The following is a 13,231-nucleotide window of genomic DNA, read 5'->3' as shown; positions in this document are numbered from 1 at the left end:
TTAATACATAAAAAATAGATATAAGTCATAAACAACTATCAAATATTATAAAATGTATATTTTTGGCGGGGACTAATATGGGCATAGACAAAGAAAGACTAATCGTTTTTACTGATGCGATAATTGCAATAGCTTCAACAATTATGGTTTTGGAGCTTGTAAATCCCCACGTTCCAACGCTTCAGGGACTGGCCCAGCAATGGCCAGTATTTCTAGCTTATTTAAACAGCTTTGCAATGATTTATCTGGCATGGTATAAGCATGACAACCTCTTCCACAAATTCAAAAAAGTTTCCATGAGAATATTTTACCTGAATGGAGTATGGATTTTCTTTTTAACCATGGTGCCATTTGCTACAGGCTGGATCGGCGAGTTTCCTTTCAGCCCACTACCTGAATGTTCATATGCAGTCATATTATTCCTGTGGACATTATCCTTTGAAGTGCTTGACATGCAGATAATTAAGGAAAATCCAGGATTGAAACGTGACTATTATCACGAACCCAAAATCAGGATGTTTAATTACGTATGTTTCATAATAGCGATGATTGTGGCTTTCATTGAACCAATAATGTGTTTAACAATTATTTTTGTAATATCCATTATCAACGTGATAGCCATCAGCAAAAAGCATAATGAATGATGCTTCAACATAGGATTTGCATATTCTGATTTCATTTGAAAAAAATTATAAATCATTTTTAATATAACATTAATTACTTAAATATTATGGTGATATTATGAGTTTAGATGAACAAAAAGAAAAACTTTCAGTAAAAATCGATGAAAAAAAAGTAAAACTTGAAGAAAAGAAAACACAAGCTAAAATTAACCGTAAAGAAAGAAAAATTGCATTAAAAGAAAAATACACTGACAAAAAAATAAGTGCTCATGTTGAAAAAGCCATTAAAAAGGTTTACAAAGCAGAAGATGATGCAGACTCAGACATCCTTAAATTGCTCGACAAAGTCGATAAAGAAATTGAAAAAGATGAAGAAAAACCTATTGAATTCATTATTTTCAAAGCAGGAAACCAATTAGAAGAAATCGTCTTAAATACCCAACTGAAAATGCAAAAAGCTAAAAACGAATTAATCAAAAATCTCGAAAAAGACATGGAAAATGTAGCTGATTTAATAGGCCTTGAAGTAGATCTTGCAGTATTCAAAGATGAAATGGATGAAGTTTCAACCATTTTAGACGAAAGAATTGAAATTGAAAAAGAAACCTTAGAATTAAACGCTGACAAATAGACAGCTTTTGAAGAAATAATTGTTGAAATATGATTTCAACGATTATTCCTATCCTTTTTTTAGTAAACTAGTAAAAGTTTTGATTTCCACCGCTGCCAAGACCTGAGCCGCCAAAAAGAGACCCTGGATTGGAAACTCCGTATAGAGGACTGTCATTTCCACTGATGCCGGAGCTGGAACCGCCGAATATAGGATGAGAAGAAGCATATCCACTGATAGAGAGGCCATATCCTGCAAGAACAGCATCATTAACATCAATATCGCCAGCAGTAGAATTATCATTAACCTTCTTCAATTCCATGTCAATTGCTGTTACGAAACCTAAACTGAGTATTAAAAAGACCACTGCAATTAAAGTTAAAATAATGTTTTTCATACTTCTGCCTCCGAATCTTTTAAAGAAAAGTATTTATTTCCACTATTAATTATTTAAAGAGCAATTAATAAATATTTCCGCATGCAAGCACCTACTTACATGGTAAATTAAAAAAACAAGGACAATTGATAATAAAGAGATACTCATCGATTTTAAATAGTATTACCCACAAAAGTAATAATGTTATATGCTTTTTAACAAGAGAGTTATTTTCTAAGTTTGGTGATTATGTCGGAGTGTAAGAATTTTACGGGAAATTTTACGAAAACGTTAATGGAATCAAAAAAGTATTGGCTGGCATATTTAGTCTTGATAGTAATTTTAGGGCTTTCAACAGTAACATACAAAAACATTAAAGATCCTGCTTTTGAATTGGCCATGCTGTTGATAGTTGCAGTTCTGGGTATATTATGCATCACCTATTATTTCATGCACGATTCGAAAGATGAACTCTACAAGGTCGCCTTTGTGGCCATACTGTGTTTCGGTATCATAACCTCATTTATCGTGCCAATCTGTGATGTCAGCGATGAAACAGAACATCTGGCAAGAACGGAATTGACCTCAAGAGGAGTGATTATTCCCCATTGGACGGGAGAGGATTTGGGAGTTGAAAGGGCATACAACCTGACGGGACCTAACAAAATCGCCAAATATAATCCTGGCGCAGGATACGATTCCATAGAATCGGTGAAATTTTTCACCAGCTATTTGGGAAAGACCGTGGAACAAACACCCTATGATACGGAAAAAATCAACCACACACCAGTTTTGATCGTTTCGGCCTTTGAACAGAACCCTTTCTACGGATACCTGCCGCAGGCCATTGGAATGTTTATTGCCAAGCTACTGGATCTTAACGTGATTTGGATGATGTGGCTCGGACGTATCTTCAACCTGATATTCTATGCGGGACTGATATCGCTTGCAATAAAAAAGACTCCCGTTTTGAAAATTCCGCTGCTTGTGGTGGCCTGCCTTCCGATTTCCATATATCAGGCAGCTTCGCTGAGCATTGATTCAATGATAATAGGGGTAGGAATACTTGCGATAGGATACTTCCTCTACCTATACACGGCCGAAAAGAATTCGCTTGACACAAAGGAAGTCGTTAAGTTCAGTGCGCTGTGCCTGCTTTTGGGTCTTTGCAAACTGCCTTATCTTGCATTCATATTCCTTTTATTGCTTGTTCCGACCGACAATTTCAAAAAGGGCAAAAAGATTACTGGATACATCCTGATTTGCATTGCAATCGTTGGAATAATCGGAATCCTATGGAGCACATACTCAACACCTACCCTGATGCATTCATGGAGGTCAAGACTCCGCTTCATCAACTCAACAGCGCAAATCGACTACATTACAGCACACCCGAAATTTATATTGAGATTCGTATCACAGCTCTTTACATATAACCTGTCCCACATAACATACGGCACATTCAACTTCTTTGGAGCTGCCCAAAAAGTGCATTATTCAGACAGCTATCACATGATAGTGGCCACGTTATTATTATTTGCCGGCGCTACATTGTTTGCATACCCGAAAAATATCAGATTTGACTTGAAAACAAGAATCGGAACTCTTTTCATATTGCTGATGATATATTTCGGAACATCCTTTATCCAGCTTTTAACATGGGCGAGCGTCGGATATTTGAATCTTGGAATTACAACACGCTATTTCGTACCGCTCTTTGCCCTGATACCGATAATCGTTTCCGATAAAATAAAGATTTTGGACAGGTTCAAAGAAAACTATGATCATTATGCGATGGTTTTAATAATCTGCTTTATGGCGACGATGATACTTTCTTTTGCAACGAAATACTATTAAAAAAAGAATGAAACGGAGGCATTTGCCCCCAGAATTAGTTGACCAGCTGTTTTAAGTCGTTTCTGATGATGGAAGTTGCGTCAAATCCTTTAATTGCATCGACCATTTCAGGGAATTTTGATTTCGGGATCAAAACGTTGATTTGTGAGAAATCGGAACCCGGAGTGATTGTAGGTTCGTCTGCGCAAAGCTTGTTTTCAATCAGGTAATTGGAAACATCTTCGATTTTGTTGTTTGCAATGTTGAACTTGACATCGAAGTATTTCTTTGCGGTAATTGCTCCCAGCAGCTGCTGATAAATCATTTTGGCCTTTTCAAGCTTTTCATCGCTAATCTTTTCGCTTGCGTAAAGACCTGCTGAAGAATGCAGAATGGTTTCGATTTCCTTAAGTCCTGCTTTTCTCAGGCTGCTTCCGGTTTGAGTATTGTCAACGATTAAATCCGCACCTTTTGCAATGTAGACTTCAGTGGCACCGTCGGAGTTGATTACCTGAACCATTTCATTGTCACCGTGAGTCAGTCCCCTGACCTGAACGAAAGGAACGGCATCGCCATATATTTCCTGATATGCCTCATTTTCCATGAAGAATTTTCTGGTCAGGTTAGGATATTCAGTGAAACATAGGATTGGAGTTTTCCTGTCCTTGTTTGCTCTAAAAAAGTCTGATAGATTTTCATATGGAGAATCCTTAGGAACTGCCACAATCAAACGGGTTTTTCCATAATCCAAATCACCGAGCTTGATGGTGTTTGTATCCCTCAATACGGATTCTTCCTTAACCCAATCCTCTCCGACAATAGCTATGTCAACCATTCCCCTATTCAATTCGACTGGAGTGGATTGCGGACGAGTTAAAAAAGCAACTATGCTGTCATCGTTCAATATTTCGATTTCGTAAGACTCATCACCAGGTTCGTATCCTTTAACTTCATAACCTGCATCAACAAACAACTGATGAGTATTTCCTCTTTTTACGTTATTTAAACTTCCTTTCGGAAGACCTAATATTATTTTCTCATTCATGTTAATACCTAAGTTAGAATTATTTACTTTAATGTATAAAAAATTATCATTTTGCATTAAAAATGAATCGACTTTCTATAGAAATCTACAATCAACTATTCAGCTTTCCAATCAAGTATCTCATCAACTGTGAATCCGAACCTTTCTGCCAATTGCTCTGCATCATAAGGAAATTCAGGATCATTAGCAAATGCATTCAAAACAGACAGACTGCCTTCTTCCATACCTTCTTTCATACCTACAAGCTTAAATTCATCGAAAATGGTTCTTTTTTCAAGTTCAAGATTATCAGAATAATCCATATTGAACCTCCAAAAATCAAAAAATATCTAATTAAAACTCGAAATAGCGACAGGTTAAAAAGTACTCTGGTTAAAAAATGAAAAAGGAAATAAATAAAAGTTTATTTCCCTTTACTTATTTCATCAACGGTGAATCCAAATTTTTTAGCTAATTGCTCGATAGTATAAGGGCATTCAGGATCATTAGCAAAACTATTCAAAACATCCAAACTACCTTCTTTTATGCCTTCAAGTTTGCCTTTAGCTTTACCTTCTTTTATGCCTTCAAGTTTAAATTCATCGAAAATTGTCCTTCTTTCAACTTTAAGCTCATCCAAACCAATCATCTCCTGCAATCGTAGAATATCTTCATCGCAGTTTAAACATTTAAAAGAACTTCACGAATTCTTAAAACAGACCCTGATTAAATTAACACAATAAGAAATGATGATGATATTTTTCTTGATTGTAATTTTATCAAAGCTATTATTTAAATTTATATAACAGAATAATCTTGAAAAATTGAATTTCAAAGAAAAATATATTAACCAACATGACCTAAAAATAAGTTTTAAATAGAAATTTTTACAAATAATTAATTAACGAAGGTGATAGAAATGCCTGAAACAGATTATTTAAAAATACCTCAAAACAGAGTCGGTGCATTAATCGGTAAAAATGGGGAAGTGAAAAAATCCATTGAAGACCTTACCGGCACCATTCTTGATATCGACAGCGATGAAGGAACTGTTTACATTTCACCCCGCGAGGACATGGAAGATCCTTTAGGCGTTTGGAATGCAAACCACATCGTAAAGGCAATAGCAAGGGGCTTCAACCCGGAAATTGCCAAAAAGCTGATTCATGATGACATTTATCTTGAAATCATAAAGCTGCCCCTTTATGTGGGCAAATCCAAGAAGGCTCTGGCCAGATACAAAGGCAGAATTATCGGAAAGGACGGCAAAACCCGTGAGCTCATTACCGAACTTGCCGATGTGGACATGGCCATTTACGGCAAGACCGTTTCATTGATAGGTGAGATGGACAATGTCATGATTGCCAAGGAAGCCATTGAAATGATTTTGAACGGTTCAAGGCACAAATCAGTTTATGCCTTTTTGGAAAACAAGAAAGAGACCCTCAAGCTCAAGGAATTCAAGGATCTTGTTGGAATCCATGATGACAAAATTGAGTTTAGGGATGGAATCGAATTTGATGAAGAAACTTTACAGTAACATCCATTACATGTTACTGACCTTCTTTTTTTATAGTGAATTATTACTCAACCATTAGAATAATGCCATGAAACTAGAATATTAACATAGGTTATGGCAAACTATTATATACTTCAACCAACATATATAGATAACATAGTGTAAATACTATATTTTTTACAATTTTTATTATTAATTTATTGTATATTTTTCAATGGCTTAGATAGAGTAATGTAAAAATATTACTTATCAGACGCTCTTGGATGTCTTTTATATAGTGATAAATTTAATAATTTTAATTATAGAAAAACTAATAAAAATCTAAGGAGGAAAAATTTTGGCCGAACAGCAAATAGGTATTGATTGGGATGAAGATTTCGACAGATTAACACCATCCCAGTTCTTTAGAAAAAACAAGCAGATGTTAGGTTTCACCGGTAAAATCCGTTCATTAACCATTGTTTTTCACGAGCTGATTACAAACAGTTTTGACGCATGTGAAGAAGCCGGAATCCTGCCGGACATTGATATCGAACTGATGCGTGTTGACAAAGAACATTACATTTTAAGACATAAAGACAACGGACCGGGAATTCCTGAGGACTATGTCATGCAGGTATACTGTATGATGTTTGCAGGATCCAAATTCAGAAATATCCAATCCAGAGGACAGCAGGGTTTAGGTTGTAGTGGATGTGTGCTTTTATCACAGATGACTACAGGTAAGCCGGCCAAAGTAATTTCATGCTACAAGGAAGGGGATGAAATCAAGGGAGTCAAGATGAAATTCCAGATGGACGTTGAAAACAACAGAGGAATTTTAATGGAAAGGGAAGACTACCCGGCAGAATCCACGGGAGTCTGCATTGAACTCCAGTTCAAGGACGTTTCATATTCCATGGCGGAACAGGGTGCCTTTGAATACATAAGAAGAACAATGATCGGAAACCCTCACGCACAGATTACTTTCAGAGACCCTACAGGACACAAATACATCTTCAAAAGGGCTGCTGACATTGTCCCTGTACAGCCTAAGGAAGTGCTTCCGCACCCTAAAGGTGTAAGCGCTGACGATTTGATGACAATGGCTAAGAATACCGACAAGAGAAGATACAAAAGCATGCTTACAGCTTCAATGTCAAGGATGTCCAACAAGAGAGTGGACGAAATAGCCGAAATGACCGGAATAGACATGAACAAGCGTCCTAAGGACATAACGTTTGCTGAAGCTGAAGCTATCGTTCACTGCTTCAAGAAAATGAAGTTCATGGCACCTCCAACAGACGGACTCATACCAATCGGTTCAGACCAGATTGAAAAGGGTATGAAACAGATCCTTCAGCCTGAATTCGTTACCACAATCACAAGAAAGCCTGTAACCTACGCCGGTGGTGTTTCATTCATCATTGAAGCAGGTCTTGCTTACGGAGGAAATTCAGGAAGAAAAGTCAATGAACAGAGAAAATCCGAAATCATGAGATTCGCAAACAGGGTTCCTTTGACTTTTGACGCAGGAAGCTGTGCAATCACTGAAGCACTGAAAAGCATTGACTGGAAACGCTACGGTCTAAAAGACCTGGACAACACTCCGCTGACATTATTTGTAAACATTATTTCAACTCAGGTTCCTTACCTCTCAACAGGTAAGCAGAGCGTATCCCCGGAACCTGAAATCGTTCAGGAAATCAGGCAGGCCACAATGAAACTGGCCCGTCAGCTCCAAAAGCATATCAGATCCAAAAGAGCAGCCAAGGAAAAGGAAAAACGTTCCAAAGTATTCGAGGAATACGTACCTGTCATCATTGAAGAGGCAGCAAAACTCGGTGAAACCGGCGTTCCTGAATATCAGGAAGTCCTTGCAAAGGTAACCAAGAGAGCTCTTGCAGAACTGCTTGGAGAGAAAGTTGAAGAGGAAGTTGAGGAAGAAGAGCTTGACGCAATCATCATGGAAGAGTTTGATGAAATGGGCTATGCCGTTGACGAAGAGCACAGTAATCTTAACTTTGAAGAAGAAGATGATGAAGAAGGAGAATTTGAAGAATAGGTGATTATATGACTGAAATAAAACAGGAAGGCAAATCCCATAAGGAATTAAGAAAAGAATACACTTTCAACAAGCTGAAAGGATTAGGTCAGGAAATCATTGAAGAGATTGAAAAGCAGCAAGTTCCTTCAATCAAGGTTCCTTCAAGAGGTACCGGAAACATCGTATACGATGACGCCAAAAGATACTACGTTTTAGGCGACAGGTACGGAAGAAGATCACTCGGTAACGTTAAGCAAATCAGGAAACTGGGCCAGATGGTTTATGTCGCCAATTTCTGTAAGGATCTGGTTGCAAGAGAAAAGACAGCTACCATCAGGGAAATGTATTACGTTTCCGAAGGCTGGGGAATAAGCTTTAAAAACCAGCAGGAATCAAACATCGTCGGAGAGGATTTGGAAGTTACCTTAGGTACCACCCGTGAGGATTTGGGACTAATGCCCGAAGAGGACGGTGCGTCAGTTTACGGAGACATTACTCTCTTAGATGACGACGTTGAAATCAATGCTGCAAAGGCCGGAAAATCAGGCTATACAATTTCTCCTACAATCGATCAGGTCGAATTTTTAGACTGCGGAGTCGAAAGGGTCATTGCAGTGGAAACCATGGGAATGTTCCACCGTATGGTTCAGGAAAACGCTAACGAAAGGTTCAACACATTGATTGTCGGACTTAAGGGTCAGGCAGCACGTGCAACCAGAAGATTCATCAAAAGGGTTAACGAAGAGCTTGAACTGCCAGTTTATATCTGTAACGACGGAGACCCTTGGGGATTCCACATCGCACAGGTTATCATTTCCGGAAGTGCGAAGCTTGCTCACGTTAATCATGACTTAGCCACTCCAAACGCAAAGTTTATGGGAGTAACGGCATCAGACATTATCAACTATGACCTGCCTACCGATAAACTCAAGGACGTTGACGTCATGAGGCTTAAAGAGCTTTCAAAAGACCCAAGGTATAAAAGCGATTTCTGGCAAACTGAAATCAAAAAAATGCTTAAAATCGGGAAGAAAGCAGAACAGCAGTCTTTCTCAAAATATGGGCTCGAGTACGTTGTTGACAACTACTTCCCGGAAAAACTCGAACAACTGGAAAATTAAACCTAAAATTTTCCTTTCTTTTTTTATTTTTTTGTTAAAACACTTCAAAAAATAGCTATTTTTAAAAACGAAGTAAAAATGATTGGAAATATACGATTAAAAACCATATACCTCCAACCTTACTTATTATAAAAAAGTATGATGAAAATATAGGAGAATAGTAGTTAATAGAATTTCCACCAACTTTTTAATAATCTTGATTTAAATATGATGAAATAAAAAAAGAATAACTACATTGATATGAAACATTAAGATTTATTTAATTTTATTGGGCTGATGATGAAATATAAAGTTATTTCAATCTTAATTAAATCTATCAATGCAGTCTTCTAATTCTATTCCGGTTTTGAAATCAAACATCTTTTACATCCGGTTTCTCCTTCTTTCATGTGAGGAGTCCTTAAAAGAGTGTCGTTTGATTTTTCAATGTCTCTTGCTTCATCAGCTAATTTAGCTGCGCAAGCTGCCATTTCGTGGGCTGCAGCGACTAATGGGATGAAATTTTCAAATCCTTTTGTCATGAAACAACCTTTCATATCTAAATTGGCTACAGCGCCAGCCATTTCGTAAGCTGCGATTGCTTTAGCTTTGGCATATGGATTTTCAAATCCGCCTGCTTCGACAGCTTTTTCTGCGGTGATAATGAGTTTAGGCAATTCGATTTCCTTACCTGCATCAACTGCAGCAATCATGTCATCGATTGTGTTTTGAACCAGTCTTAATGCACCGGTTTCAGCAAGTACCTTGATGATGTCTGCATTGAAAATAGCCATTTCTGTAGGGTCCAGCCATTCCCTTTTTGCACCAATCATCGGATCAGACATTACGATAATGTAGCCGAGGCCCTGTTCTTCAATTTCATCTTTTTTGCCCTTACCTGGAGCGTCACCGATGATAACGGCTGGTATGTCTGCTTCAGAGAGGATTTCCCTTGCTCTTGCAGGACCAGGTGCCCCAGGGTTTGGGCTGATAAATTTACAGAAATCAGGATCAAATTGTTCTAATTTAGGTACAACATTTTCAACTTGTTCAGGATTCATTTTAGCTCCGGACCCGAACACTCTAACGTCAATGTTTGGTCTGTCTGCCCTTTCATCCAATAACAAGTCCAATACTGGAGAGGTTCCAATATTTCCGCTTCTTAATATGCAAATTTTCACTACCATTATTTCACCATTCTTTCATTTGAATAATGAAGGAATAAATCCCTCATTATTCATGAATTCTTTTTATGTGTCTATTACATCGTCATTAACAAACATTTCTGTTTGATTTTAGGAAAATAACCTAATGTATTGCGACAATAACATCCAAATGCACGAACAAACATTCCGGACACCCAGTTAATTTTCGGCAATTCAGAAATCTCTCTCCACGACGTGATTACAATAGTTTTTAATGATTTAAAATAGCTTATAGCTTTAATGCATCACTTTTTATTGAATCACCGAAAGCTAAAGCAGTCAAATAACTTTTAAGGAATGCCGTTTAAGGATTTTCATTCAACATGCAGAATTATTTATCGCCATAATTTCGCACACAGGTTACTTTCCGGAGAATTGTGCTTAATCGATTAATACCTTATTAAAAGTATTAACTGACTTAATACAATCCTCAAATTAATGATTATTTAACTAATAATCAAGTTTATATATTAGAAGTAATAAGCATATAAAAGTTTCTTAAAAATAAAACGTTTAAAAAACGTCTGATTTGATTTTAATTATTTTAAAAGCAACATAATTTTATGAAAATTAATATTAAGTTTTTAAATTAGCAAATATTGGTCAAAATTAAGTTAAAATATAAAAGTATTAATTTAACTGATTTTAAAATTTAAACACAGAGTAAGTTAAAAAAATATAACAGATTATTCACTATCAAAAAGCAGCAAACCCCAGAAAATAATTTAATACAAATGAAAATAACTTATTTAAATCAGTTGATGAGGAAAATACGGAGTTTAAATTGGATAAAGAAAATGTAATACTTTTTAAAAAAATAATAATATATAAATAATAAAATTTATTCTGAAAGTATTAATAAATCTAAAACCCCATCGAAAAATCATCAGCACGCAAGAAATTCCCAAAAGGCAAATTCAATACATTACTCGATTTTTCGCCTGCACATATGACCCGTTAATGAAACGTTAATTCAGGGATTAAATGTGAAAAAATAAGCAAAATACAGAATATTATGAACAGTTTATAAAAAAAGAGGTGAAAAAGCAGCAAATTTAAATTCACATCGGCTTTAAAATGCATATTTAAATATAATAAAATTGAAAAAGATTAAATGCATTGATATTGACATTAAGATTCATTTATGTTTGGGCAAAGTTTGATGATATAAATTTTAATCTTAATTAATTTATCAATGCAACAATCCATTCTTATTTTCCAATTACTGCCGTTTTTCCACCATTTTCATTGATTTTTAAATTGAAGGAATGATAATATCCCTTTCACCGGAAGGCATGAATTCCCTTAATGCTCCCTTAGCTATTTCCTTTCTCGGATGCTTGAAGTCGAACGTCAGATTGTCATCGGCAAATGCAATCTTGATTAATGGATTTGTACAGAATGCATCTCCCCTTGCTGCGTGAGGTGCCTGAGCGATACCTGCATATTCAGGCTGGTGTCCTACGTTCATTGCATAGTTCGGATAGTTTGGACCTCTCAATTCGTGAATCAGACCTTCATCGCTTCTGATTGATAATGAATTTGATGCACCTGCCTGATCCTGCAAGTCATAGCCGTAGAATCCAAGTCTGGAATGAGCTTCCTTATGCAGAATCATACTTAAATACCATCCGTTTACACCGGCGTTTGAATTTCCGGTTGCAAATGCGGTTGAACAGCCTGCAGCGGCAGATATGACACTTGCCCTTTGAGAACCTCCGAAGTGGGTTTCAAGAAGGGTAGGTATTTCGTACTGTTCCAATCCGTAAAGGGTTACTTCGGTTGAGATGTCACGGACAGTATCCATGCTTAATTCAGCGTTACACATTCCATAGTTCTTTTCAACATAATCCATACCGTAATAGAGGAAATCGTCGAGAATGTCGTCGGTATATGCTGCACTTGCGTATTGCGTAAATCCTACACCGCCTGACATGTATGATCCAAGCCAGACCTGGTCGTAGAGTACTGCAGCGGCCGCAATTACTTCCAGAGACACTTCCGCAGGGTCGTCACTTACCCTTGAAGTCTGTACCATATCGGCAAGGTTACCGAATGCCACACCGCCGGGTTCGTTAGGTCCTCTTGCACGTCTTGACGGCAGGAATGCACCCATACCGATAACGTCTGCGTGCTTTGCAGCGTATGAAAAGTCAGCGATAGCCGCTTCACCCGCACATAGCTTGTATGCGTTGATGAAACTCATACCTATCTGCATAGCGGACCATCTGGAAACTGTACCTCCGTCACATGCCCTTACAACAAGGGTAGGAACCCTACTTACCTGATAGGTTTTGTTTCCAACATATTTCTTGAGCATTTCTGCCTGATCTTCTGGAAATTCCTTATTAATATCAATTAACACCCGTTTGTCCAGTTCGTCAGCCAGATCGTCGTTTCCGGTAAATATTTTAGCGTAACAGTCATCCACAAGTCCAGGGTGAACTTCAACCATGTGCTCCTGCACAACGGCTCCGCCCGGAAGCGCGTGGTTAATGTTTTCCATATATTCGTTAATCGTTTCCGGAGTCACTTCCACACCGAGCCTTTCCTGAAGAACAGAGTGTGCAGTGTCCATACCTACAATGATTGTCCTTTTTATGTCGTCAACAAGCTGCTGGATTGCCGCATTGTTACAGAAGTGCAGGTCGTCGCCTTCAACGTAATCTTCGGTTCCGGAAATCTTGTATGCCATCAGCTGCCTTTGACCCAGCGGCACACCAATGTCCGGATTATAAAATGGCATGTTTCTTTCTTTAGCTAATTTTTCCGCAGCATCATTGAATTCCCTTTTTCTTTCGGACTGTTTCCAGCCGCCGAAGCAGTAGAAACTGGTGTGATCGCTTTCCTGATCTTCACCTTTGAATTTTTGATTTAATGCGTTTAAAAACTTTTTATTCTCCAAAGCCATT

12 protein-coding genes are annotated in these 13,231 nt (G+C 37.4%); 6 read left to right on the top strand and 6 right to left on the bottom strand.

Annotation, left to right across the window (positions count from 1 at the left end):
* Positions 1 to 77 precede the first annotated feature (77 nt).
* Positions 78 to 644, top strand: coding sequence for a TMEM175 family protein (locus F3G70_RS02535; protein ID WP_149731152.1), 567 nt, complete (start codon positions 78 to 80; stop codon positions 642 to 644).
* A gap of 97 nt (positions 645 to 741) precedes the next feature.
* Positions 742 to 1,254: a hypothetical protein gene (locus tag F3G70_RS02530; RefSeq protein WP_149731151.1), complete on the top strand. Its 513-nt coding sequence runs from the start codon at positions 742 to 744 to the stop codon at positions 1,252 to 1,254.
* A gap of 67 nt (positions 1,255 to 1,321) precedes the next feature.
* On the opposite strand, the gene F3G70_RS02525 is transcribed toward F3G70_RS02530, so the two are convergent.
* Positions 1,322 to 1,630 (bottom strand): hypothetical protein, encoded by a 309-nt coding sequence (locus F3G70_RS02525; protein ID WP_149731150.1) that lies wholly within the window; start codon positions 1,628 to 1,630, stop codon positions 1,322 to 1,324.
* 273 nt (positions 1,631 to 1,903) lie between these two features.
* Here F3G70_RS02525 and F3G70_RS02520 point away from each other — a divergent pair, with 273 nt between their 5' ends.
* A complete protein-coding gene (locus F3G70_RS02520; RefSeq protein WP_188118038.1) occupies positions 1,904 to 3,466 on the top strand; it encodes a DUF2142 domain-containing protein in 1,563 nt (520 codons plus the stop codon).
* Between the two features lie 34 nt (positions 3,467 to 3,500).
* Here F3G70_RS02520 and hisG read toward each other — a convergent pair whose 3' ends face one another.
* The 3 genes from hisG to F3G70_RS02505 form a co-directional block, all read right to left on the bottom strand.
* Positions 3,501 to 4,490 (bottom strand): ATP phosphoribosyltransferase, encoded by a 990-nt coding sequence (gene hisG / locus F3G70_RS02515; protein WP_149731148.1) that lies wholly within the window; start codon positions 4,488 to 4,490, stop codon positions 3,501 to 3,503.
* A gap of 95 nt (positions 4,491 to 4,585) precedes the next feature.
* Positions 4,586 to 4,792 (bottom strand): hypothetical protein, encoded by a 207-nt coding sequence (locus F3G70_RS02510; protein WP_149731147.1) that lies wholly within the window; start codon positions 4,790 to 4,792, stop codon positions 4,586 to 4,588.
* Between the two features lie 101 nt (positions 4,793 to 4,893).
* Entirely contained in the window at positions 4,894 to 5,109 is a 216-nt protein-coding gene (locus F3G70_RS02505; RefSeq protein ID WP_149731146.1) for a hypothetical protein, read from the bottom strand.
* Between the two features lie 279 nt (positions 5,110 to 5,388).
* Here F3G70_RS02505 and F3G70_RS02500 point away from each other — a divergent pair, with 279 nt between their 5' ends.
* The 3 genes from F3G70_RS02500 to F3G70_RS02490 all read left to right on the top strand — a co-directional run bounded on the left by F3G70_RS02500 (position 5,389) and on the right by F3G70_RS02490 (position 9,135).
* Complete coding sequence (locus F3G70_RS02500) at positions 5,389 to 6,009, top strand: KH domain-containing protein (RefSeq protein ID WP_149731145.1); 621 nt, start codon at positions 5,389 to 5,391, stop codon at positions 6,007 to 6,009.
* A gap of 316 nt (positions 6,010 to 6,325) precedes the next feature.
* Positions 6,326 to 8,032: a DNA topoisomerase VI subunit B gene (top6B, locus tag F3G70_RS02495; RefSeq protein WP_188118037.1), complete on the top strand. Its 1,707-nt coding sequence runs from the start codon at positions 6,326 to 6,328 to the stop codon at positions 8,030 to 8,032.
* Between the two features lie 8 nt (positions 8,033 to 8,040).
* On the top strand, positions 8,041 to 9,135 hold the full coding sequence (locus F3G70_RS02490) for a DNA topoisomerase IV subunit A (protein ID WP_149731144.1): 1,095 nt from the start codon (positions 8,041 to 8,043) through the stop codon (positions 9,133 to 9,135).
* 335 nt (positions 9,136 to 9,470) lie between these two features.
* Here F3G70_RS02490 and F3G70_RS02485 read toward each other — a convergent pair whose 3' ends face one another.
* Positions 9,471 to 10,301 carry a F420-dependent methylenetetrahydromethanopterin dehydrogenase gene (locus F3G70_RS02485; protein WP_149731143.1) on the bottom strand — a complete coding sequence of 277 codons (831 nt, stop codon included), beginning with the start codon at positions 10,299 to 10,301 and terminating at the stop codon, positions 9,471 to 9,473.
* 1,273 nt (positions 10,302 to 11,574) lie between these two features.
* On the bottom strand, positions 11,575 to 13,230 hold the full coding sequence (gene mcrA / locus F3G70_RS02480) for a coenzyme-B sulfoethylthiotransferase subunit alpha (protein ID WP_149731142.1): 1,656 nt from the start codon (positions 13,228 to 13,230) through the stop codon (positions 11,575 to 11,577).
* Position 13,231 lies beyond the last annotated feature (1 nt).

The sequence above is a fragment of the Methanobrevibacter millerae genome (assembly GCF_900103415.1).
In the GTDB taxonomy this organism is placed as follows: Archaea; Methanobacteriota; Methanobacteria; order Methanobacteriales; family Methanobacteriaceae; genus Methanocatella; species Methanocatella millerae.
Note: the sequence above shows the minus strand (reverse complement) of the source record. Positions and strands in the feature narration are given on the sequence as shown.